Source organism: Algoriphagus yeomjeoni (genome assembly GCF_049821175.1).
Taxonomy (GTDB): Bacteria; Bacteroidota; Bacteroidia; order Cytophagales; family Cyclobacteriaceae; genus Algoriphagus; species Algoriphagus yeomjeoni_A.
Window position 1 is genome coordinate 3159005 of sequence record NZ_CP187512.1, and the last position, 24086, is coordinate 3183090.

Below are 24086 nucleotides of genomic sequence, written 5' to 3' on the forward strand. Positions count from 1 at the left end.
CTCAGCTCTGGTTCAATTGTTGTAAAAACTCTGTTACTACTTCAGTATCATCAAAGTGATGCTTCACTCCTTTGACCTCCTGATAATCCTCATGGCCTTTGCCAGCGATAAGGATTATATCTCCTTTTTGCGAAAGCATACAAGCAGTCTTAATTGCCTCTCTGCGATCCACAATGGATAATGTCTTCCTGATTTCAGACGGACCTACGCCAGCCTGCATATCTTTCAGTATTGCTTCCGGCTCCTCAAATCGAGGGTTGTCAGAAGTAAGAATTGCTTTATCGCTTTCCTGAACAGCTATTTTTGCCATCACAGGACGCTTGGTTTTGTCCCGATTCCCGCCACAGCCAACCACTGTGATCAATTGCTCTCCACCAGTTCTTGCGCCGTTTATGGTTTTCAAGACATTGTCTAAAGCATCAGGCGTATGCGCATAATCCACGATTGCTGTGATGCCCGCAATAGAAATTCTATCGAATCGACCTTTTGCTCCGCGGATGCCAGAGAGCTCACGAAGTACTTCATCTTCCTCTTCACCCAAAAGAACTGTGACGCCCAAAACACCCAAAAGATTGTAAGCATTGAATGCACCTATCATTCGGAACCAGATCAATTTCCCATTGATATCCAGCTCAAGGCCTTCAAGTGTATTCGATATGATTTTTGCTTTGAATTCTGCAGGAGACTTTAGTGCGAAATACTGATGTGATGCTTTGCAATTCTGAAGCATCACTGCTCCACGCTTGTCATCTCCGTTTACTAGTGCAAAAGCGTCTTTAGGAAGCTCATCAAACAGCTTCTTCTTTGCTTTTATGTACTCGTCAAACGTGCCATGGTAATCCAAATGGTCATGGCTGATATTTGTAAAAACAGCCCCTGCAAGCTTTAATCCTGCTATTCTCTCTTGCACAATCGCGTGAGAACTCGCTTCCATAAAGCAATTCGTACAGCCTTCCTCCACCATTTTGCGAAGCAAAGCCTGCACACTTACCGCGTCGGGTGTAGTGTGAGTTGCATGAATTACAGTTTCATTAATCTTATTTTCTACAGTGGAAAGCAAGCCAGTGCTGTAGCCCATCCGCATGAAAAGCTGATGCAAAAGCGTAGCTGTGGTGGTCTTGCCATTCGTGCCTGTAATGGCGACTACTTTGATACTTTCCGAAGGATTATCAAAGTAATTGCTAGCCATAATGCCTAATGCTCTGGCAGAATTCACTACTTGCACATAGGTTACGCCATCTAATATTTTCTCAGGCAATTGTTCACAAACGATGCTCTGAGCTCCAAGTCCAATAGCTTTCTCAATGAATTCATGGCCATCTACCTGCGTACCTTTGATCGCTACGAAAGCACTTCCCTCAGTCACCTGACGGCTGTCAAAGACAATATCTTTCACCCCCAACTCCATATCTCCAGTGGTAGAGGTAAGTGATACTTTATATAATATGTCTTTCAGTACTTTCATTTATCCTAATACCAGATTAATTGTTGCATTTGGAGTCAAGGCAGATCCAGGCGAAATCGACTGCCCTTTCACTCTGCCTTTTCCTGTATAGTTGACTTTCATTCCTTTGTTTTCCAGAATGAAAAGTGCGTCACGCAGCGGAAGTCCCGACACATCTGGGACAAGTGACTTGTCTGTGTCATTGGCATTCATTTCCACGCTCGCTTCACGAGAAACTGTCTTCACCCACTCTTCTGGATTGGCTGCCGAGGCTTTCAATCCTAATTCTTGGAATATCTCTTGAAGTTCTTCCGCTTTCCCAGCCTGCACATAAGGCAATTGCGTACCCTCAGCTTCAGCTCTAAATATCTCTTGTTGATTTTCCGGGTTTAGCTCAATATCAAGCGCATAAATTTTGTCTGCTATTTCTTTGAAAACCGGTGCAGAAACGTCTCCTCCATAGGCTGCAAAGCCTTTTGGACTGTCAATGACCACGACCATGGAATACTTAGGATTATCGGCAGGGAAATAACCAGCGAAACTGGTGTAATAAACTCTCGTGTATTGCCCATTGACCAACTTCTGGGCAGTACCGGTTTTGCCAGCGATTCGGTAATCAGTGTTGGCGATATTTTTTGCTGTGCCTCGTACCACCACACCTTCCAAAAGTTCTTGGAGAAGTTTGATGTTTTTCTCAGAAGCAATCTGCTTTCGAACCACCTCAGGCTCATACTGTTGCTCAATCCTGTTTCCTTTGGAAATAGATTTCACGATGTACGGCTTCATCATTTTTCCACCATTCGCCACTGCATTGTACAAGGCAAGGGTATGAAGTGGGTTTAGCTTAACTTCATATCCAATAGAAATCCATGGAAGCGAAGTTCCATACCAATCTTTTTCACCAGGTTTTTTGAAAAAAGGCTTGCCTTCGCCGATCAGCTGAAAACCAAAAGGCTCTCTCAATCCAACCTTATCGATGTAAGCCATGAATTTGGAAGGGCTGGAGCCAAAATGCTCGTCCACCAATTTTGAGATCCCAACATTAGAAGATTTCTCAAATGCCTCACGAATGGTCAAGGTTCCATAACCACCATTCTTTGCATCACGCATGGTTTGGTTATAGAATTTGTGGGCACCGTTTCCAGTTTCTACCGTTTCGTCCAGCGTGATCTTGTTCTCTTCCAAAAGCGCAAGCATGGAAAGCAGTTTGAAAGTTGAGCCAGGCTCTGTGTTTCCCTGATCTCCAATTGCAAAATTGTAGTTTTCACCGTAGCCATTGCCACTCGTGTTTCTTTGCAAATTGGTGATCGCCTTGATTTGACCGGTTTTCACTTCCATCACAATCACAGAACCAAATTCCGCATCACGATCAGTCAGTTGACGTCTCAAAGCTGTTTCGGCCACGTCCTGAATGTTCACATCCAAGGTCGTAGTCACGTCGTAGCCATTCTCAGGCTTCACATCTTCTGCATCGAAGACCGGCTTCCAGCTTCCCCCAGCTAGGCGTTGAAAAAGTGCTTTCCCATCCTGCCCTTGAAGGTAATTATTGAAACTGTACTCGATTCCTGCGCCATATTGGTCTTCATTCAAAAAGCCAACTGTACGGCTGGCAAGGGAATTAAACGGTCTATATCTTTTTTCTACTTTCTCGAAAATAACTCCACCCCCTAATCTTCCTTCTCTGAAAATTGGCCAATTGGACATTTCCTGCATTCCTTGATATCCGATTTGCTTTCTATTCAGCACCAAATACCGTTTGTTGTCCAGCCTGGCGTCATTAATCATTCTCTTATAAGAGTCAGCCGACTTATCCTTATAGTATCCGGAAAGCTTTCTAGCAAGCGAATCAATTCCAGCTTTGTAGCGATCAGACTTTGCGATAGTTGGATCTAGTGCAACTCTATAAAAAGGCAAACTGGTAGCTAGTAAGCTTCCATCAGCTGCGTAGATGTTGCCACGAGTAGCTGGCACTTCCCGATATTGGAAGTTGATTGTTTCGGCTTTTTCACGCCATACGTCTCCATCCGCCATTTGAAGCTTGGCGATTTTATACGGGATTAGCGCAGAGATCAGCGCTATGAGGATGAACACCACCCGTACTCGGATCAATATGGATCGTTTAAAATTCACTATTCTACCTCGATTTTAATCGGTGGTTGATTGAGTTCTACTATTCCTTGCTCAGCTACGCGCTTCGCTACTTCTGACTGCATGCTGCTAAGCATGTATTCTGCTTCCAGCGTAGTCACATCTGCTCTTAGATCTTCTACTTCCTGCTGTGCCTTTTCGATTTTGCGCACCATATTTTCAGCGCGGTGATTGCTCCAGATGTAGACCAAAGCCAATAAAGCCACAAATCCAACCGGCGGAACCAATTGGACAGGCACTCCTTCACCCAAGATTCCAGTAACATCGAGCTTCTCTTCCATCCATGTGAAAATGGATTTGCGAGGACCACCTTTTGGCTTGTTGCCCGATTTCAATTTTTTCCTGAATGTGTTATTGCTCATATCTCCGTCTTCTTAGCAATTCTGAGTTTCGCACTTCTTGCTCTTGGGTTCGATGCTATTTCTTCTGCATCAGCTACTACAGCACCTCTGCTGATTGGCTCGAGAGGTCGTATTAGATTTCCGTAAAAATCCTTCTCCACCTCACCTTGGAATTTCCCTTTGATCATCAGGTTTTTCACCAAGCGATCTTCCAAACTATGATAGCTCATCACCACCAATCGCCCTTCTGGCTTGAGAATATCTACTGCTTCAAGTAGCATTTCCTCCAAAGCCCCCATCTCATCGTTCACTTCTATTCGCAAAGCCTGGAAGACTTGCGCGTAGTATTTAAAGTCTTTGCCTTTTGGGGCGTATCTTTTCAGAAAAGAAGTAAAACCCTCTGTCGTCTCAAATTGCTGGGAGGTTCGTTCGGAGACTATAGCTTGCGCCAACGTCTTCGCATTTTTCACCTCACCATACATCCCAAGAATCTTGTGAAGCCGACCCTCATCGTAAGTATTCAGAACTTCTTTTGCAGAAACCTCTGCCGACTGATTCATGCGCATATCCAAGCTTCCACTGAATCGGGTAGAGAATCCTCGGCTCGGCTCATCGATCTGATGCGATGAAATCCCCAAATCCGCCAATACCCCATCAACCTTCTTCACTCCATGAAGCCGTAGGTATTTTTTCAAATCCCTGAAATTGGCAGCGATGAAGGTGAAGTTGTCTGATGCAGGAATATTTGCTTCAGCATCCACATCCTGATCAAAGCCATACAAATGACCTTTGTCCAAATGCTTCAAAATCTCACGGGAATGTCCACCTCCGCCAAACGTCACGTCTACATAAACCCCATTGGGATCAATAGACAATCCTTCAGTGCATTGGGCTAGCATCACTGGTATATGATAAATAGACTCCGTCATGAGATTAAGAGAGATGCTTTTCCATCAGGCTAGACAAGTCCGCCGGATCCTTGATTATATTATTCAGGTAGTTTTCAGTATTCCAGATCTCTATACGAGTTCCGTTTCCTACTACCATGATGTCTTTCTCTAGCCCTGCGTAGATTTGAAAATGCTTTGGCACCAGCAATCTGCCAGCGCTATCCAATTCCACGTCAGTTACTGAATTGAAAAAAGACCTTTGCAACAATCGCTGTTCAGCGTTATTGATGTTCAGAGACTTGATTTGATTCTCCAGTTTTTTGTATTCCACTATGGTATAAAGTGCCAGGCACCTATCTTCAGCCATGCGAAGCATAAGCGCACTCCCATTAGCCTCCGGTATTGCCGCCTTTATCTTGGCCGGCAAAACCAAACGCCCTTTGGGGTCTAGCTTGCAATCGTATTGACTGTTGAACATAATTTCCTGTACTCTTTAGAATGATGAGTTTGTGGTAAAGACAAAAGTAATAAAATGACTTTCACTTTCTACCACTTTCCTCCACAATTTCCCACTTTGACTTAAAAGTAGGCAAATCTTTATTCCATCCCAATATTTATATGAAAAATTCACTGTTTTTTTTCATTGTATCCTATTGATTAGAAAGAGGTTAGATCTTCCCCAAAATGGGGCAAAATAGAGCGTTTTAGCCATTTTATCTGGCTAGAAAAAAATATCTATTCTATTATAGGAGTGACAACAAATGAAAAGTGGGGGGATTTCCCAGGATTTATTAAAAATCAAGAGTAAAGTGGGGAATAAACCCACAATGCAAAAATTCGAGCATTAATTTTAATAAAAACCACAACTACAGATTTCAATTTCAAAAATCTTTAGAATTAAAAAATCTTTCCAAATGTCATGGACTATTGATCCGAAAATACATTTGGCAATGCACAAAAAAAACACCCTCGCGATGAGAGTGCTTTTATTAATTGATCTGATTTTTTGAAATTAGATACTATCTATAAAGGATTTTACTTCCTCTTTGGATTTACCCGTTTTCTGCTGGATTTTTCCTAAAAGCTCGTCTGCTCTCCCTTCGTCATGCATCAAGTCATCCTCGGTCAATTCACCGTATTCCTGCTTCAACTTACCTTTAATCTCGTTCCAATTTCCTTTTATTTTATCTTCAAATGAACTCATGATATTTTTCGTTTAGGTTAAAAATTAATTTCTTATCCTACTAAATCCACAACTTGTGCCAAAGCAATAGTTATTCCCTAAAACAGCCTCTAAACACTCCTAAAGGCATTTTATGAAAGATTCACCGGAGATTACTTACAGTTTTTTCGTCAATTTGGGGAATCACATTCGGGAATTGAGGATATTTTTAATTGATTAAAGAGATTTTAAAAAGTTGAGGTTAAATGGAATTTCTTTAAATCTTAACAGTCATATACTTTTTCCCGTCAAATTTGTTAGGAAGGTTGTCCCTCATAGCTAACCCAATTGATTGAATCCCGCGATTCGTCGTTTGATTATTCTTTAGCTAGCTATATTAATCTCAGAAAATGAAGCAGTCAGATCTTTTAATTTTTAATTCCAAGGGTATTTACTGCCCAAAAGCTCAGATTTATATTGATCCCTGGAGGCCAGTAAATAAGGCTATCATCACGCATGGACATTCGGATCATGCGAGGTCTGGCCACAAGAAATACCTCACACACCATAGTAACATCCCCATCATTCGCCATAGACTTGGAGATATACATGTCCAAGGAATTAGCTGGAATGAGCCTTTTCAAGTCAATGGAGTCACATTTAGTCTTCATCCAGCAGGGCACATCATAGGGTCATCACAGGTACGAGTAGAATACAAAGGTGAAGTCTGGGTTTTTACTGGAGACTACAAAACCGAAGATGACGGAGTCTGCACGCCCTACGAGCCTATTAAGTGCAATACCTTGATTACTGAATGCACCTTTGGACTTCCTGCTTTCAAATGGAAACCTCAAGCAACAGTATTTGAAGAGATCAATGCCTGGTGGAGAAGCAACAAAGAAGAAGGTAAAACTTCTGTATTGTTTGGCTATACTCTTGGAAAAGCTCAGCGGATTCTCAAGCATTTGGATCCATCCATAGGGAAAATCTACACCCATGGCGCCGTAGAAAATATGACGGAAGTTCTCCGCCCACAATTACAAATGCCAGAAACACATCTAATCACCAAAGAAACTGAAGGGAAGGAAATCAGAGGCAATATGGTAGTAGCTCCTCCAAGTGCGCATGGCTCGCCTTGGGTGCGGAAAATGGTGCCATTCGAAACAGGAACCTGTAGTGGCTGGATGGCTTTTCGCGGAGCAAGGTCACGAAGAGCTACAGATAAAGGCTTTGTGCTATCAGACCATTGTGATTGGCAGGGTTTATTGCAAAGCATCAAAGAAAGCGGAGCAACTCGTGTGATTTGCACACACGGTTATACCGATATTTTCAGCAAGTACCTTCGGGAAATTGGATACGATGCCAGCACAGAAAACACCGATTATGAGGGAGAACGAGAGGAAATTCCTGCAACTGAAGCCATCCAATCAGCATGAAACAATTCGCTCAACTGATCGAAAAGCTGGACTCAACCAACAAGACAAACCAGAAAGTCGCTGCTTTGGCTGCATACTTTGGTGAAGCCAATGAGAAAGACAAGCTGTGGACGGTGGCAATTCTATCCCACCGAAGACCACCACGTCCTGTAAATACTACCTTACTTCGAGTTTATGCAGCAGAACTCGCTGAGATTCCACTTTGGCTTTTCGAAGAAAGCTATCATATCGTGGGAGACTTGGCTGAGTCTATAGCCTTAGTCGTACCAAGTGATTTCCACACAAGTGAAAAATCACTGAGCACTATTCTGGATGAACTCGTTTTATTGAAGCCCAAAACTAATCTCGAAAAGAAAGAATATGTGCAGCACATGTGGCTGCAGTTTGACTACTATTCACGATTTGTATTCACGAAATTACTCACAGGTTCCTTTCGTATCGGGATCAGCCAAAAGCTTATGACGAAGGCACTTTCTCAAGTCACTTCTGTCCCTCAAGATGAGCTTGCCTACCGTTTGATGGGAGACTGGAGTCCCGCCACAACTACTTTTGAAGAATTGGTTTATGGCAGAAATGAACAAGCCTATGTTTCCAAACCCTATCCATTTTACCTGGCTTATGCCTTAGAAAATGACTTGAACGAACTTGGCGATGTGGCCGATTGGGTAGCGGAGCACAAATGGGACGGCATTCGCGGCCAGGTGATTTCCAGAAAAGGTGAGATTTTCGTTTGGTCCAGAGGTGAGGAATTAGTTACAGATAAGTATCCTGAAATCGCAGAATTGGTGAATTTCTTACCAAAAGGCACAGTCATCGATGGGGAAATTTTAGCATTCATCGACGGTCAAATCGGGCTATTTAATGACCTTCAAACTCGAATAGGAAGAAAAAGTGTTAGCAAGAGTATTCTACAAAAAGTCCCCGTAATTTTTAAAGTATATGACCTACTAGAGTATAATGGCGAGGATATTAGAGCATTGAGCTATCTGGAACGAAGGGCTATCTTGGAAACTTTGGTCATGAAAACAAACCATCCAGCTTTGCATATTTCAGATCAAATGGAATTCACTTCTTGGGAGGAAGTAGCTGCCGAGCGAAAGCTGTCAAGGGACAAAAGAAGTGAAGGCTTGATGTTGAAGAAGAAATCTGCATCCTATCAAGTCGGCCGGAAAAAAGGAGATTGGTGGAAGTGGAAAACTGATCCGCTCACGATTGATGCCGTGCTTACTTATGCGATGCGTGGCCATGGAAGGAGAACAAACTTATTTACCGATTATACTTTTGGCCTTTGGCAACCCAATGAAACTGGAGAAATGGAGCTGGTAACTTTTGCCAAAGCATATTCAGGCCTGACAGATAAAGAGTTTGCAGAAGTAGATAAAATCATCAAAAAGACCACTTTGGAGCGATTTGGCCCAGTCCGCAGCGTTACCCCAACGCTTGTTTTTGAACTCGCATTTGAGGGAATTGCTTTTTCAAACCGTCATAAAAGTGGCGTTGCCGTTCGCTTTCCCAGAATCCATCGCTGGAGACAGGATAAATCAATCGAAGAGGCAAATACCCTTGACGATCTTAAGGCATTGATTCCAAAGTAAAGAATACAAGAAAAAAGACCTGTCCAACGGGCAAGTCTTTTTCAAAGCATCAACACACAATTACCTTTTCAGGTATATCTTAAGAAGAACGTCAGTTCTATTTGTTATCGTCTTTTTTCTTTAATTGTTCTTCTAATTTTTTCTGGTAAGCCTCAATTTTGGCTGCGTTCTCTTTCTGCCAGATTTCCATCTTTCGCTGAAACTCTTCCATTTTTGGCTGCATCTCTTTCTCCCAAGCCTTCATTTTCTCCTCATACTCCTTCATTTTTGGCTCATTAGCTTTTTGCCATGCTTCCATTTTAGCTTCGAACTCTTTCATCTTCGGCTCATTAGCTTTCTGCCATGCCTCCATCTTCTTCTCGAATTCCTCCATTTTTGGCTTCATAGCTTTTTGCCACTCAGCCATTTTTGCCTGGTATTCTTCCATTCTCGGCTCATTGGCTCTCTGCCACTCTTCCATTTTTTCTTGAAAGGCTTCCATTTTAGGTTGCATAGTTGCTTGCCAGTTCTCCATTTTCCTGGCATACTCCTCTGCCTTCTTCTCCATATCCTTAGCCCACTTCTCTTTTTCCGCTTTGGTCATATTAATCGTGTCCTTAGGAGAAAAAGAATTTCCAAAAAAAGCGAAATCCATAGGAGGTGAAACTACGAAATCCATCATAGGCATATCAGACATCACAAATTCCATAGCTGGCATTGCTGCCATTTCAAAATCTACCATTGGCGCCATTTCAAAATCCATTGGAGGCATAGGTGCCATAGCAAAATCCATCATTGGGGCCATCGTCTCAGCAGGGAAGGGAGGCATTGGGGCTAAATCCAATGCTGGCATATCTTCTAAAACCATCGTCTTACCATTTTGCTTATACACGTAAGAGCCGTTCTTACCTTTCTTTATAACTATTGTATCACCTTTAGTAATAATGGTGTCTCCTTTAATCATAACATGCTCCGGCTTGGCGTATTGATATTCTACGACTTGATTTTTAGAGTTTACATAAGTTGGCTTTCCATCAGTGATAACAACCTTTTTAACTTCATTATCAACAATAGTGTCTACCGAGACATTCAGATTGGTATTGATGTTTGAATTGACATTGACATTGATATTTTTCTCAACCTCAGCAATTGCTTGCATTTCTGCATTCACATCAACTGTAACAGGATTCATTTTCTCAACAGAGACGGAAACGTCCTGTTGTGCGGTAGCCATCAGGCCAGCGCTTAATAAGAGTGTTAGTAGCATAGGGATAGAAATAATAGGGTTTTGTGGATAGGTCTGAGCGGGATGGCCCAGAATTCTTTTGATTCTTTGAAGGGTTGGATTCCTTCTTTTTCCGGCTGCCAAGGCAAGCTCAGGAGGATTTTGCTTCGCAAAGTTCAGCACCTCAGCAAGACTATGTGCAAGCTCCTTGGGAACTACACCTACCTGAACTGCTAAGTCATCAGCAGCATTTTCCCTCAGCTCTTTGACGGTCTGATTCATCCACCAGTAACAAGGGTGATAAAAGAAAAGCACTTCTAGAGCTGATTGAAATAGGTTTACCAAATAATCATTCCGCTTCACATGTGCCAATTCATGGGCGATGATCGCTTCCAACTGCACAGGTGTGAGTTGCAAAATAAGTCCTGCAGGTATAAGTATGATAGGTTTGAGAAAGCCAAATGTAATTGGCGAAACTCCATAGCAAGTCAATCGAAGCTCAACGTTCTTGGATATATTCATCTTGCCCATCAGGCGATAAAGCATTTTCTCCAACTGGAAATCTTCAAGGTCTGAGGAAGATTTTCTAAGCATTCGGACTTCAGAAAGACTATTGAAAAGACGGAAAAGGAAGAGCAAAGCTCCCAAAAACCAAAAATTGACTAACAAGGGTAATTGAAGCTCAATCCATCCCACTGCCAGGTAGATAAATTCTTCCATTCCAATGCTAGAAGAAGCTTCAACAGTCTGCGCAGGGATAAATGATCTATTGATTCTCTCGAAAAGTGGTGTAGGTGCAAAACTTGCAACTTCGTAAATGAAGGTTCCAAATGCTGCAACTACTGAAAGACACAAAGCCGCCAAACCTAAATTATACTTGAAGTCGGCGCTTTTCTTGCTAAACACTTTCAACATTAACCAAAGTCCAGCTGCTAAAATGACAAGCTGCCAAAGTGAATGCACGAGCGTCCAGCCGATGGCATACAATATACTTTCCGATACCCAGTCGTTTAAAAGATCCATTATTTCTTATTTTCTAGTTGGTCTAAAAATGCTCTTATTTCATCTAATTCCTCTTTGGAAGGGTTTTCTTCACCCAATGCCTGGAGTACCAATTTTTGCGCTGAGCCACCAAAAGCAGTAGTCACCAAGTTTTTAAGGAGGGACTTCTGGGTCTCCTTTTGGTTGGTAATTGGGCGATAAACATGAGTTCGTTGCTCTTCATTGCGATTGACCATTCCTTTGGCATGCATATTCTGCATAGTCTTCAGCGTGGTCGTGTACCCAGTATCCTTTATCTCTGCCAATCTCTCATGAACTTGGCGGACGCTAGCTTCTTTCATTTCCCACAAAAGGGAAAGTATTTCTAATTCTGATTCGGTTGGCTTACTCATGGGAGTTTATACGATAACTTTCGTAGCAAAGATATACGAAGAGAATCGTAAGTTCAAAATATCTACGATAATTATCGTATTAAAAAGTGTTAAAAGCTTGTTTACCAGAATTTTACTATGAATAAATAAACTTAGAAAATTTTTTAAGACAAATAAATAGTCTGATTGTTGCCTAGCTTCATTACAAAAAAAGTGTCCGTTTTTATTCATTGGAAAGGTTTTGAAGGCATAATAGAAAGAATTACGATTTATTCCTTGAGACAAATATTCATGATTTAGGATTTTCATTGAACTTTACCGTCTCGACATTAGTTGTATAGACACTGAATTTTTGAAATTAAACCAACGACCGAAATGAATAACGATCAAGCATTATTAAAACCCATTTCACTCGCAGGTGGACTAGAGTTAAAAAATAGAGTATGGATGGCTCCGATGACTAGAAGTCGTGCAGCTAATCCATCGAATAAACCTTTTGATATTCACGAGAAATATTACGCACAACGAGCATCTGCTGGTCTTATAATTACGGAAGGCTCCCAAGTTTCCAAAAAGGCAGTAGGCTACATTAATACTCCTGGAATTTATTCAGCTGCTCAAGTAGAAGGGTGGAAAGGAGTCACTAAAGCAGTGCATGATAAGGATGGGAAAATTTTCATACAATTATGGCATGTAGGAAGAATCTCGCATCCAGATTTTCATGGTGGGGATTTGCCATTGGCACCTTCCGCTATCAATCCGCATCAAAAATCTTATACCCCGGAAGGTTTTAAAGATACTGTCACTCCGAAAGAAATGACTCGTGCAGAAATTAAGCAAACGATTCAGGACTTTAAAAATGCAGGTAAAAACGCAATGGAGGCCGGTTTTGATGGAATTGAGATTCACAGTTCAAATGGCTATCTGCTTCATCAATTTTTTAATGCAACCAGCAATACCCGAAGGGATGAATATGGCGGATCAATCGAGAACAGAGCAAAAATCCTTTTTGAAATTATTGATGCGCTAAAAGAGGTGATGCCAGAGCAAAAAATCGGATTGAGATTAAACCCATCACTTAATGGGGTTTTTGGAATGGAAGCTGATGAGGAAACTATCCCAACTTTTGAATACATCGTTGAAAAACTGAATTCCTACGATCTTGCCTATTTACACTTATCTGAGCCATTTTCGGATGTTTCAGACATTCCATATTTAGTAAGTGAAATAGCCAAGCATTTCAGACCGTTATTTAAAGGAACTTTGGTCATTAATGCTGGTTTTGACCAAGAGAAAGGAAACAAAGTGATTGAAGAAGGATATGCTGACGCCGTGGCTTTTGGCACGTTATATATTTCCAATCCTGATCTAGTAGAGCGCTTCGCTGAGCATGCAGAACTAGCTAGTCCTGATAAAGACAGGTATTACACACCTGGAGAAAAAGGGTACACTGATTACCCCAACATTGAAGAATTAAAAGTTGGATAATCACCCTAGGGCCGGAAATTCCGGCCCTTTTCTTTATTTTTAGCCATGTGTCTTGTAGCTTTTTCCTGGAAAAATAATCCCAAGTTCCCTTTAATCATCAGTGCCAATCGAGATGAGTTTTTCGATCGGCCTAGCGAAAAAATTCATCTTTGGAAATCTGGTTTTTGTGCCGGAAAAGACCTGAGAAGTGGCGGTACTTGGATGGGTTTTCACCCAAATGGCAGATGGTCTTTACTGACCAACTATCGGGATTTCAGTAACCCTAGGAAGCCTAAAATAAGCAGAGGCAAGCTAGTCCAAGATTGGCTGGAAACTAATATTACGCCTGAAGAGTATTTGAAAGGCATTCAAGAGAACCAAAACCTTTATGACGGCTTCAATTTGCTGGTGAGCGATGGACACAAGCTTTTTTACTTGAGTAATTATGCACCTGAAGTTCTGGAATTGAAGCCTGGGATTTACGGACTTAGCAATGGTTTATTAAATGATCCTTGGCCAAAAGTTGAATTGGCTAAAACTCAACTTAAGCAACTAACCCAAACTGCCTTTTCCACCGCTGACCTTTTATCCATTTTGAAGTCAACTGAAACCTATCCGAAAGAAAATTTACCTGATACAGGAGTGCCGTTGGAAATGGAAACTTCTCTTTCTGCACAATTAATCAGAATGTCAGGAAATTATGGAACGGTTTCGGCGTCTGCCGTGGTTCAACATACGTCTGGGCTGGTGCAGCTCAAACAACGAAGCTACCAATGGAATCCCGAGCTATATGATGACACGGATTTCAAATTTCAACTCGATCAAACCTAAGACCTAATGGCAGAAAAAATATATGATTTGCTCATCGTCGGTGGCGGACCTATTGGTCTTGCTTGCGGCGTGGAAGCAGGAAAAGCAGGATTGGATTATGTGATTATTGAAAAAGGCGCATTGACTAATTCTATTTATAATTACCCAATCAACATGACTTTTTTCTCCACTTCTGACCGATTGGAAATGGCTAATATTCCCTTTATGTCAATTGGAAATAAGCCGACTAGAACAGAAGCGTTAGAATATTATCGCAGAATATTTTCCCACTTTGATCTAAATATCAAGCTCTATGAGCCCGTTGAGACTTTGGAGAAAAAAGAGGAGCTCTTCCATATCAAAACGTCCAAGGACGAATATCTGGCAAAGAATATAGCAATGGCTACTGGCTTTTACGACTTGCCAAATCTGATGAACATCCCGGGCGAAGATTTGCCCAAAGTAAAGCATTACTACAAAGAGCCTTGGCCATTCATCAACCAAAAAATTGTAGTAGTAGGGGGAGCAAATTCCGCAGTAGATGCGGCACTCGAGACTTGGAGAAAAGGCGCTGAGGTAAGTATGGTTTTGCTGGAAGATGAGGTGGATCAGGCAGTGAAGTATTGGGTTCGACCAGACATCGTAAACCGCATCAAAGAAGGATCCATCAAAGCTTTTACCAAATCGACACTCAAAGAAATCCGTGAGCATGAAGTTGTCATTACTACTCCTGAAGGTGAGGTGACGATAGAAAATGACTTTGTCTTAGCAATGACTGGTTACAAGCCGAATTTCGGATTATTGAATCAATTGGGTGTAAAATTAAGTGAAGATGAAAAATGCCAACCTGAGTACAATGGGCAGACGCACGAATCAAATGTGCCGGGTGTTTATCTTGCTGGAGTGGTTTGTGGAGGTCTCAATACCAGAGAGTTCTTTATTGAAAACAGTGTGGTACACGCAGGGATGATTGTGAAAGATATTGTGGGGAAGTCAAAAGTGAGAGGTATCAAGTAAAAAGTATTAGACTATGCTGCTTGGCTAAGCACCTAATTAAAACAAAAGAGCCTGATCGAATCGCTTCGATCAGGCTCTTTTTATTTTTTAGCCAGCGTTCGTGTCACAGGACCGGTTTTAAAACTGCTTTGAATCTATTATTCTTTAATTTCAATCACCTTAAACTCAGTTCTTCTATTCGTCTGATGCTCTTCTTCTGTACTCGCATTCTCGATAATCAACTGACTTTCTCCATAGCCTCTCGCAACTAACCTGTCTGCAGAAATACCTTGAGAGACGATGTAATCTACAGCAGATTGAGCTCTACGTTGAGACAAATCCTGATTATAAGCATCACTCGATCTATCATCGGTATGTGAGCTTAATTCGATTGTGATTGAAGGATTGTCTTTAAGTATTTGTACCAATTTATCCAACTCCGCAGCAGCATCAGGCCTGATCTCTGCTTTATCCAGATCATAATAAATATTTTCCAAAACGATGGAACGATCAAGTACCAGCTGATCCAATACAATTGTAGTATCCAAGGTAATGTTAGTCACATCCTGTACAAGCGTAGAAATATCAGGAGTCTTTCCAGTAGTGGTATAAGGAATTGACTTAGAGAAATATCCACTCTTGGAAGCGATAATCGTAAAGTCAGAATCTGGTGTCAAGGTAAATCTCACTCGACCGCTAGTATTAGAAAAATCTCCCCCAGCTTGCTTATTCAAGCTATCGTAAAGAACCACTCTAGCTTGCTCCAAAACAGCATCATCCTCTCCTGCTACACGCTGCTTAGTATATACATTCAGCAATACATTGATGATTTTTGGCTTAGGAGTTTTATCCTCAAAGAAGTAAATATCATCGTCTCCAATTCCGCCTTCACGGTTGGATGAAATGAAACCAGCTTTTGGATAATCTGTGAAGAAAAGTGAGAAATCATCATTGTTACTGTTGAAGTTTTCTCCAAGGTTTTTAACCACCTGTGTTCCAGAAGCATCTTTCTCGGCTACGAAAAGATCAAGTTTCCCATAGCCCGGATGTCCATCCGAGGAAAAGAAGAATTTGCCATCTCCCATTGGTCTAGGAAAAAGCTCATTGCCAGGCGTATTAATAGTAGGCCCTAAGTTCTTTGGGTTGCCGAAGTCACCGTTTGCCAACTTCGTTGCTTTGTACAAATCAATTCCTCCATATCCTCCTGGTCTGTTCGAAGCAAAATACAATTCCTCTCCATCTTCTGAGAAAGCTGGTGTGGAATTCCACCAAAACTCATCCTCATTTACTGGCATCCAAATCGGCTGGGTAAAGCCTCCACCTCGGAAGTATGAAACAAAAAGCGCAGTTTCAGGGAGATCCTTATCCGAAGTAGAATTACCGCGGGCATAAATAATGGTGTTTCCATCCGGACTGATCGCAATGGCAGCCTGATTCAACCCCTCTTCATTTTTGAATTCGGGAAGCGCCTGAGCGCCGCTCACATCTACCCTGAGTCCGTCAGCTCTAGCTCTGAATAATTTGGTATAGGGAGATCCATCAGCAGGGTAAAGTCCACTGGCCTGTCGTCCGGAAGTAAAGTATATAAAATCTTCAGAAATGACAGGTGCATAATCTGGCCCTGCCGTATTTAAGTCTTTATAATTCAACAGCTCATGATACGGCCAGTAATCTTCGATTCCCTCAGATAATTTAATTGCTTCTAGTTGGCGTTGGGTCTCCGCTAAAAAAGTCTCATCCTGAGTATAGCCCTTTGCTTTCTCGAAAGCTTCTTTGGCTTCCTCGTCCTTACCTTGAGCTTTCAAACTTAGGCCCAAGCGGTAATAGCTTTCAAAAGTAGGGTCCTCTTCTACCAGCTTTTCATAATAAGGCGCAGCATCTTCAACCCGATTAGAAAGTCTGTAACTCTCAGCTATGACCTGATTTGCCTCTTTGTTGTCAGGGTCGTCTGCCAGTATTTGGGAAAAAGAGTTGATAGCGTACTGATATTGCCCAGAGAGAAACTGCTCATTCCCTTTTTCCTGAAGGCTCTTGCAAGAACTCACTCCTATGAGGAGTAAAAGACAAATCCACAAAAAATGGTTTTTCATCTGTTTATATTTTGATTTTCATAGGCCATACAGCCTGTCTTAAACTCGTTTCTGGAGAACCTCACATGATAAATAAATTTCCAAGTATATGATCCTTGAGTCATGCTCGATTTCATCTGAAAGGGAGATTGATGATCTATTCTGAATATTACTAAATTAATTTGGAAAGTATCGGTTCAGCCAACTATTCCCTGCCAAAATCCACACACTCTCTAGGTCTTTTTTGCTTTTCACCTGCGGGTTGATCACGAGGGTTTGCGAATCAATCTCACCAGAGGTGACTTTTGACTTGATCCCTAGAGCAGAAGTTACGTTGATTTCACCTGAGTTGGATTTAAATGTCACTTTGCCTTGATCTGTGATATTATTTTCAATCTCACTCTCCAACTCTCGCAATGTTCTGACTGAACTATCGATCGAGCAACCACTTGCTCCCAACCCAGACTCATCCACTGCCAGCACCAAAATCTGATTATCCAAAATCTGAAACGAGGTAGGCATTCTATTGCCATGCGTATTCCACCCGTCGCAGAACTTGGATAATCTAGCTTTGATTAACTCTTTTTCCTGAGCAGAAAACTGACGTGCTGCCTGGTAAATCCAAACCCGTGAATCTTCTGATATATCTTTAAAATCAACGTACATATGTGCTAGTAACTTTATGGCAAAGAAAAACCCTTTCTACCTAACGGCAAAAAGGGTCAAATTGATTCATTGAAAATATCAAATCCCCATGTCTTTGGCAATCATCTCTGCCAAGTCATAGACTTTCACTTCCGATTCTTTCTCCTTGTTCTTCACGCCATCTGTCATCATCGTCAGGCAGAATGGACAACCAACTGCAATTGTACTGGCTCCAGTGGCCAAAGCTTCCTCTGTCCGCTCCACGTTAATGTCTTTTTTGCCTGGCTCTGGCTCCTTGAACATCTGAGCTCCTCCAGCTCCACAGCAAAGACCTTTGGTCTTGCAGCGCTTCATTTCCACCAGTTCCACATCAAGCGCCTTGATTACATCTCTAGGAGCTTCATAGACATTATTTGCTCTACCTAAATAGCAGGAATCGTGGAAGGTAATTTTCTTTCCTTTGAACTCTCCTCCACCTTGCAGCGCTACTTTTCCTTCATTGATGAGTTGCTGAAGAAATTGGGAGTGGTGAATCACTTCATAATTCCCACCCAAAGCTGGGTATTCGTTTTTGATGGTGTTGAAGCAATGCGGACAAGCAGTTACTACCTTTTTAATATTGTAACCATTCATCACCTGAATATTCGCTACTGCCTGCATCTGGAAAAGAAACTCATTTCCGGCACGTCTTGCTGGATCTCCAGTGCAAGCCTCCTCTGGGCCGAGCACGGCAAAGCTCACTCCTACTTTATTTAAGATTTTCACGAAAGCCTGTGTTACGGCTTTGTATCTATCATCAAATGAACCGGCACAACCCACCCAGAATAAGACTTCTGGATTTTCTCCTTTGCCGGCCATCTCGGCCATAGTTGGTACTTTATATGTTGACATAAGTTGGATTTACGATTTATGATATTGGATTTACGAGGGCATTTTCATGGTTGACTTTTGTTCTGAAACCTCGATCTTATTTCAATTTCTCTACTTATTCAGTCCACTTTCCTAGTGAATTCTGAGACTGAATACTGGTAACTGATCACTTTATTTCTTCCTCTTTCACTTTCTCCGCCCAATTGAATCTATCCTGAGGGCTGAATTTCCAAGGAGCAAAGCTGGTTTCCATGTTTTGGAACATCGCATTCCACTGCTGTGGCGCTCCGGACTCTTCCATGGCAACATAGCGGCGCATATCCAAGATGATTGCTAGAGGATCGATATTCACCGGACAAGCTTCCACGCAGGCATTGCAACTGGTACATGCATTCAATTCTTCTTTGGTGATGTAGTCTCCCAAAAGCGACTTTCCGTCTTCCAAGCCTTTTCCTCCAGCATCTATGCTTTTCCCAACTTCCTCTGCACGATCACGCACGTCCATCATAATTTTACGAGGAGAAAGCTTCTTTCCGGTCAAGTTTGCTGGACATTCTGAAGTACATCTTCCGCATTCTGTGCAAGAATAAGCGTTCATCACATTGATCCAGCTCAGGTCATTGATGTCTTTGGCTCCAAATCTTCCTATTTCAGCAGGTGGATCAGCTGGAGCATCAGTCGGAATTCCAAGCATCATATTCACCTCATTAGTGACAGAAGGCATATTTTCCATTTCTCCCTTAGGTTTCAAGTTGGAATACCAAGTATTTGGGAAGGCTAGGAAAATATGGAGATGCTTCGAATACGTCACATAAATGGCAAAAGCTAAAATCCCAAAGATGTGAAACCACCAGGCGGCTCTTTCTACTAAAATCAGAGATTCCGTACTCATACCAGCGAAGATCGGATGCAAAATACCACTAAAGAAAAGGTTACCGACCACTAGGTAATGTTCGGCTCCTCGATCTGCCAAAATCTGATCGGTAGCATTCATCGTCAAAATTGCCAACATCAGCACAATCTCAATTACTAGAATCAAATTGCCGTCTAATGCCGGCCATCCTTTCATTTCTGGCTTAGTGAATCGCGGAACTTTGATGACATTCCTACGAATCAAAAAGATCACACAGGAAAGCAAAACAGTGAAGGCGAGAAATTCAAACAGGTTCATCGCAGCTGTATATACACCTCCAAGGAAAGGCGCAAATAACCGGTGAGTGCCCAAAACTCCATCTAGGACGAACTCCAGCACTTCTAGGTTGATTACCACAAAGCCTACATAAAGGAATAAATGTAGGAAAGCAGGGATAAATCTCTTGAACATTTTCTGCTGACCAAATGCTACCAGCAGCATAGTTTTCCATCTTTTGTCCGGCTGATCATTTCTAGTTTCGGATTTGCCCAAAAAGATGTTTCGGCGCAGGAATTTGACACGTTTGATCAAAAAGAAGCTCGCAGCTCCCAGAATGATCAAAAATATTAATTGCGGTAAAAAGCTCATAGTTACTTTATTAGCGTATTTCTTGGGTTTAAATCTATATTTTTTTCTAAAATGGCTTGCTTGAAAAACTGAAATATCTACCTTTGCATCACTTTACAACAAGGTGATATAGCTCAGTTGGTAGAGCATCGGACTGAAAATCCGTGAGTCGGTGGTTCGAGTCCACTTATCACCACAAGCCATGAAGCAATTCATGGCTTTTTTTATGCTGTTACTTTTTACCGAACAGGACATAACTCGATATTTACGAGAAAAATTCGATTCATCCATTTCCTTATTAATCCCTGTTTCAATTACCCAATCCATCATTTATTCGACTTGATGATTCCAATTTAGGGAATCATTTTTTCTAAAATAGGAAAGCAAATTAATAAATAGTCTGCATGCATACTATTTCCAACTCTTATTTAGAAGAAATTTAGTCTAGCTTCAGTTTGTATATTATGGAACATCTTGATCTATTCAATGTTGAGGCCAGCAGAAAAAAACTTTCATTTTTTTTTGCCTCAATTGTAACATTTGTCTTTGCCATGCATAACAGTAATGAATGAAGTCATTTTTTGAAGCACATATCTGGCCGCAAAGAGGCAGGCTCTACCGGCTGGGATATCTCTGGGTGAGGGATAGGTCCCTCACTGAGGATATGCTTCAGAATGTCTTTGAGAAATCTTTCGAACGGGAAGAGGAACTTCGTAGTCACCCGAATCTGATTGGATGGCTGGTAACAAGCTTGAAAAATGAAGCATTAATGCATTTCAGGCAATCCAAAAAATTGGACTCTCTGGAAGGACTTGAAGAACTCAAAATGGAAGAGACTGTATCGGAAGACACAAAAGATTCCATTCGCCAGGTGATGAATCTTGTAAAAGGTTTGCCTTTGCGACAGCAGGAAATTTTCCACCTAAGAGAAGTAGAAGGGCTGAGTTACGAGGAAATCACCGAGCACTTAGATATAAGCCTGGAACAAGTGAAAGTGAATCTTCACCGAGCCAGAAAAAGCATTCGAGAGCGGATGCTCAACCAAAAATCAACCAAATGAAGAATCAGCGAATAGACGAATTACTCGAAAAGTATTGGGAAGCTGAGACTACCCTTGCCGAAGAGCAGGAATTAAAGGAATTACTTCAAGCTGCAGAAGGATATACAGAAGAGAAAATTTTATTCTCCGGAATTAGTGAGCTCTCTTCGGAAGAACCAACGCTGAAAATGCCTACCAAGACAGTTCCAATCAAATCCAGAACCTGGATGAACTGGGCAGCATCAGTAGCAATTCTAGTGGGTTCTGTCTGGGGATGGACTGTTTATGAACAGAAGCAAGCTGAAGAAGAAGCATACATGGAAGTCATGCAGGCCTTTGCACTGATCCAAAACAACCTCTCCAAGGGTCAAGAAGAAATGGGTGTGATGAATGAAATGAAATACCTAAATACAACAAACCAATTATTTGGCAATCCTATATCAAAATAAGCCATGAAGAAATTTATACTAATTCCGCTTTTGCTCTTCGCCTTTATAATAAAGGTGCAGGCACAGGACGATGCCATACAGCGGTTTTTCTCCAAATACATGGATGACGATCGTTTTTCAAGAGTCTATATCAGCCCTAAGATGATGCAGATGGCTGGAGGTTTTCTGAAAAGCAACGCTGGCACCGATAAGGACTCTGAAGATTTGGGTGTCTTGATTCAAAAAGTAAAAGGTATCCGAATTCTTTCCTCGGACGAGGTAGATGGAATGACTTTTTACAAAGAGGCGATGGGAACCCTTACTAAAAATAAGTACGAAGACCTGATGATCGTAGAAGACAAGGGCAGTAGCCTGAAATTTATGGTGCGCGAAGAAGGTGGCTTGGTAAAGGAACTCATGATGATCTCAGGGGAAGCAGGAGACTTCACCTTACTGTCGATGCTGGGAAGCTTCACCTACGAAGACTTAAACTTGCTTGCTGAGAAGACGGATATTCCAGGTATGGATCTCTATGGGAAAGGAAGTAAGGGACCAAAGGGGCCTAAAGGAGTTAAATAAGTATCAAGTATCAAGTATCAAGTATCAAGTATCAAGTATCAAGTATCAAGTATCAAGTAAGGCGAAACTGAAAGACAGTGAGAAGGTTTCACAATTCGAAAATAATTAACTACAAACCACACTTTATAATAAACACATGAAAAAGCTATTCTTAACCCTAGCATTAATTGGATCAGCGATGGCCGCACAGGCGCAGAGCAAAAGTGTCAAAGCACTTTATGAAAAATACAAAAGCGAAGAGGACTTCTTCCACATGGAACTTGGAGGTAACTTCATGAACTTTGCCGAAGGCTTCAAAATCGATATTGATAAGAACGATATGGCCACTGTGGCCAAGTCAATCGAAAAGCTAAACTTTTTCACTTTGCCCGATCATGTGGATGATAGTAGGGTTGAATATAAAGCCTTGCAAAAAGGCTTGGAAAGGGAGCGCTATGATTTACTTATGGAGGCCTCTGAAGGAAAAAAAGGAGGAGTGATGGTGTATTCCAAAGGAGGAAATACCATTTCTGACTTAGTTGTTCTTGTCGGTGGTGATGATGGCGACTTGATAGTAGTAGAATTGAAGGGTAAATTTGACCAGGAATTGGTCGCGAAAGCCACAAATTATAAGGGAATTAACTAAATCCGGGAAAAAATCAGGACAAGTCACATTTCAATTTATGTAAGAATTACCAAAATGGGTTTAGATTTTCAATTCTAAACCCATTTTTTTTGTCAATTACCAACAACCCGGGTCAAATTAGGGCAAGGATATTAGCCAAAAACTGTTGATTTTTATCAAATCGGTTTCCTATCTACCCATTTGAAAAAGCCTTTTAAAAAAAATTTTAAATTTTTTTTCACAAAATTTCCATTGGAAATCCATAGATAATCTCTTGAACCGTAATTACAATATTTTGCTTTAATCAATTTTGCCAACTAATATTTTTCAAAATAGGTAAAACTCAAAACACAGGGAGTTCCGCTATCGATTGCGGGAGCATTTTATTAAATCGGCAATAATTGCAATGATCTGTTACCATATCATTAACAATGATCTTTTTTTATTAAGGTATTTGCAATTGATGTTTTCAGTCGTACCTTTGAATCGTAATAACAAACCAATCGGTAACCGAATTGAATTACAGCCCAAATTTCCCCACCTGAGACGGAGTAGCCGTCAGGCGGTTAATTTGAAAAATTAGAACCTATTCAAACCAATTATTAAAATGAAAAAATTATTCACATTGCTTTTCGTAGCGGGGATCGCTGCAGGAGCGTTTGCCAAATCAGAAGGTACATCTGTCCTAATTAGACAAACTGAAACTACTAAAGTGGCAGTATCCTTCAATGAAGCACCACAAGGAACTGTGATTGTTAAAATCACAGATTCTGAAGATCGTTTGATCTTGAGAGACAGAATTACTAAAAGCGAAGCATTTGCTAAGAAATATGATCTTAAAGCGCTTCCTCAAGGAAACTACTCTGTAGAAGTAATGGACGAGTCAGGCGTATTGAGAACTGCTTCTTTCAACAATTACTTAGTAGAAGCTCCAACTGTCTTCTCTCGAGTATCTCCAATGGGAGACAATCAGTACAGATTGCTTGTAAGCAACCTAGACGCTAAAGATATCGAAGTGATGATCTATGATGGAGACAAATTGATACACACTGAGAAAATCGACAATCCTCAGGGACTTCACAAAATCTACACTATTGATAACGGAAGCGGAGCAGGTATCAACTTCAAAGTGAAAACTGCATCAGGATTCGAAGGGTACGTAACAAGCCTATAAGTTAAACCAACTTCATATAAACTAACCCCGCTTGAGCAACCGAGCGGGGTTTTGTTGTTTAAGGGGAATTAACCACAGTGGTCACGGAGGTTTTCGCAGAGACCACAGCTTATTTCTATCCTGCTTCTCCACAACAAGGACATTTTATATCTATTGAATAAATGTTAGCTAAAGCCGTACCTAAAGGCACTGCAGATTGTTCAATAAACACCACATTCTACCCATAGGTTGTTCCTTCGGGAACTTGCATCCAACTACCATAAACTTGTGACCTCTGTGTTAATCTCAGTTTTCATTGCGGTTAAAAAAAAATGCGAAGCATCACTGCTCCG

General features: G+C 41.4%; 22 protein-coding genes and 1 tRNA gene. 11 read left to right on the plus strand and 12 right to left on the minus strand.

Features of this window, described 5'->3' with window-relative positions; translation table 11 throughout:
- Window position 1: 1 nt before the first annotated feature.
- The 6 genes from ACPUEN_RS12780 to ACPUEN_RS12805 all read right to left on the minus strand — a co-directional run bounded on the left by ACPUEN_RS12780 (window position 2) and on the right by ACPUEN_RS12805 (window position 6027).
- Window positions 2-1465 (minus strand): UDP-N-acetylmuramoyl-L-alanyl-D-glutamate--2,6-diaminopimelate ligase, encoded by a 1464-nt coding sequence (locus tag ACPUEN_RS12780; protein WP_425636303.1) that lies wholly within the window; start codon window positions 1463-1465, stop codon window positions 2-4.
- Window positions 1466-3574, minus strand: coding sequence for a penicillin-binding protein (locus tag ACPUEN_RS12785; RefSeq protein WP_425636304.1), 2109 nt, complete (start codon window positions 3572-3574; stop codon window positions 1466-1468).
- Window positions 3574-3954 carry an FtsL-like putative cell division protein gene (locus ACPUEN_RS12790; protein ID WP_111612440.1) on the minus strand — a complete coding sequence of 127 codons (381 nt, stop codon included), beginning with the start codon at window positions 3952-3954 and terminating at the stop codon, window positions 3574-3576. Before ACPUEN_RS12790 ends, ACPUEN_RS12785 begins: the two co-directional genes overlap by 1 nt.
- On the minus strand, window positions 3951-4862 hold the full coding sequence (rsmH, locus tag ACPUEN_RS12795) for a 16S rRNA (cytosine(1402)-N(4))-methyltransferase RsmH (protein ID WP_425636305.1): 912 nt from the start codon (window positions 4860-4862) through the stop codon (window positions 3951-3953). Before rsmH ends, ACPUEN_RS12790 begins: the two co-directional genes overlap by 4 nt.
- A gap of 4 nt (window positions 4863-4866) precedes the next feature.
- Window positions 4867-5301: a division/cell wall cluster transcriptional repressor MraZ gene (gene mraZ / locus ACPUEN_RS12800; RefSeq protein WP_111612438.1), complete on the minus strand. Its 435-nt coding sequence runs from the start codon at window positions 5299-5301 to the stop codon at window positions 4867-4869.
- 534 nt (window positions 5302-5835) lie between these two features.
- A complete protein-coding gene (locus ACPUEN_RS12805) occupies window positions 5836-6027 on the minus strand; it encodes a CsbD family protein (protein ID WP_111612437.1) in 192 nt (63 codons plus the stop codon).
- 368 nt (window positions 6028-6395) lie between these two features.
- Between ACPUEN_RS12805 and ACPUEN_RS12810 the strand changes: the two genes are divergently transcribed.
- Window positions 6396-7421: a ligase-associated DNA damage response exonuclease gene (locus ACPUEN_RS12810; RefSeq protein WP_425636306.1), complete on the plus strand. Its 1026-nt coding sequence runs from the start codon at window positions 6396-6398 to the stop codon at window positions 7419-7421.
- Window positions 7418-9016 carry an ATP-dependent DNA ligase gene (locus ACPUEN_RS12815; RefSeq protein WP_425636307.1) on the plus strand — a complete coding sequence of 533 codons (1599 nt, stop codon included), beginning with the start codon at window positions 7418-7420 and terminating at the stop codon, window positions 9014-9016. The genes ACPUEN_RS12810 and ACPUEN_RS12815 overlap by 4 nt, the downstream gene beginning before the upstream one ends.
- 97 nt (window positions 9017-9113) lie before the next feature.
- On the opposite strand, the gene ACPUEN_RS12820 is transcribed toward ACPUEN_RS12815, so the two are convergent.
- Both ACPUEN_RS12820 and ACPUEN_RS12825 read right to left on the minus strand, forming a co-directional pair.
- A complete protein-coding gene (locus ACPUEN_RS12820) occupies window positions 9114-11243 on the minus strand; it encodes a M56 family metallopeptidase (RefSeq protein WP_425636308.1) in 2130 nt (709 codons plus the stop codon).
- Window positions 11243-11614, minus strand: coding sequence for a BlaI/MecI/CopY family transcriptional regulator (locus tag ACPUEN_RS12825; RefSeq protein WP_425636309.1), 372 nt, complete (start codon window positions 11612-11614; stop codon window positions 11243-11245). The genes ACPUEN_RS12820 and ACPUEN_RS12825 overlap by 1 nt, the downstream gene beginning before the upstream one ends.
- 354 nt (window positions 11615-11968) lie before the next feature.
- Here ACPUEN_RS12825 and ACPUEN_RS12830 point away from each other — a divergent pair, with 354 nt between their 5' ends.
- From ACPUEN_RS12830 to ACPUEN_RS12840, 3 genes are read left to right on the plus strand one after another with little or no spacing between them, the layout of a single operon-like run.
- Window positions 11969-13081, plus strand: a complete 1113-nt coding sequence (locus tag ACPUEN_RS12830) for an alkene reductase (protein ID WP_425636310.1) — start codon at window positions 11969-11971, stop codon at window positions 13079-13081.
- A 45-nt stretch (window positions 13082-13126) separates the two neighbouring features.
- Entirely contained in the window at window positions 13127-13891 is a 765-nt protein-coding gene (locus ACPUEN_RS12835; protein ID WP_425636311.1) for an NRDE family protein, read from the plus strand.
- A 6-nt stretch (window positions 13892-13897) separates the two neighbouring features.
- The gene (locus ACPUEN_RS12840) at window positions 13898-14887 is read left to right on the plus strand and encodes a YpdA family putative bacillithiol disulfide reductase (protein WP_425636312.1); all 990 of its coding nucleotides are present in this window, start codon (window positions 13898-13900) and stop codon (window positions 14885-14887) included.
- Window positions 14888-15024: 137 nt separating this feature from the next.
- Here ACPUEN_RS12840 and ACPUEN_RS12845 read toward each other — a convergent pair whose 3' ends face one another.
- The 4 genes from ACPUEN_RS12845 to ACPUEN_RS12860 form a co-directional block, all read right to left on the minus strand.
- Entirely contained in the window at window positions 15025-16956 is a 1932-nt protein-coding gene (locus tag ACPUEN_RS12845; protein ID WP_425636313.1) for an OmpA family protein, read from the minus strand.
- Window positions 16957-17112: 156 nt separating this feature from the next.
- Entirely contained in the window at window positions 17113-17601 is a 489-nt protein-coding gene (locus ACPUEN_RS12850; RefSeq protein ID WP_425636314.1) for a hypothetical protein, read from the minus strand.
- A gap of 78 nt (window positions 17602-17679) precedes the next feature.
- Window positions 17680-18471 carry a (Fe-S)-binding protein gene (locus tag ACPUEN_RS12855; RefSeq protein WP_425636315.1) on the minus strand — a complete coding sequence of 264 codons (792 nt, stop codon included), beginning with the start codon at window positions 18469-18471 and terminating at the stop codon, window positions 17680-17682.
- Window positions 18472-18616: 145 nt separating this feature from the next.
- Window positions 18617-19951 (minus strand): 4Fe-4S dicluster domain-containing protein, encoded by a 1335-nt coding sequence (locus tag ACPUEN_RS12860; RefSeq protein WP_425636316.1) that lies wholly within the window; start codon window positions 19949-19951, stop codon window positions 18617-18619.
- 102 nt (window positions 19952-20053) lie between these two features.
- Between ACPUEN_RS12860 and ACPUEN_RS12865 the strand changes: the two genes are divergently transcribed.
- From ACPUEN_RS12865 to ACPUEN_RS12890, 6 genes are all read left to right on the plus strand, one after another.
- Window positions 20054-20126: transfer RNA gene (locus tag ACPUEN_RS12865), tRNA-Phe, on the plus strand.
- A 372-nt stretch (window positions 20127-20498) separates the two neighbouring features.
- On the plus strand, window positions 20499-20990 hold the full coding sequence (locus ACPUEN_RS12870) for an RNA polymerase sigma factor (protein ID WP_425636317.1): 492 nt from the start codon (window positions 20499-20501) through the stop codon (window positions 20988-20990).
- Window positions 20987-21418, plus strand: coding sequence for a hypothetical protein (locus tag ACPUEN_RS12875; protein ID WP_425636318.1), 432 nt, complete (start codon window positions 20987-20989; stop codon window positions 21416-21418). The genes ACPUEN_RS12870 and ACPUEN_RS12875 overlap by 4 nt, the downstream gene beginning before the upstream one ends.
- Before the next feature lie 3 nt (window positions 21419-21421).
- On the plus strand, window positions 21422-21976 hold the full coding sequence (locus ACPUEN_RS12880; protein WP_425636319.1) for a DUF4252 domain-containing protein: 555 nt from the start codon (window positions 21422-21424) through the stop codon (window positions 21974-21976).
- 136 nt (window positions 21977-22112) lie between these two features.
- Complete coding sequence (locus ACPUEN_RS12885) at window positions 22113-22601, plus strand: DUF4252 domain-containing protein (RefSeq protein WP_425636320.1); 489 nt, start codon at window positions 22113-22115, stop codon at window positions 22599-22601.
- A 586-nt stretch (window positions 22602-23187) separates the two neighbouring features.
- The gene (locus ACPUEN_RS12890) at window positions 23188-23754 is read left to right on the plus strand and encodes a hypothetical protein (RefSeq protein WP_425636321.1); all 567 of its coding nucleotides are present in this window, start codon (window positions 23188-23190) and stop codon (window positions 23752-23754) included.
- Window positions 23755-24086: the final 332 nt, after the last annotated feature.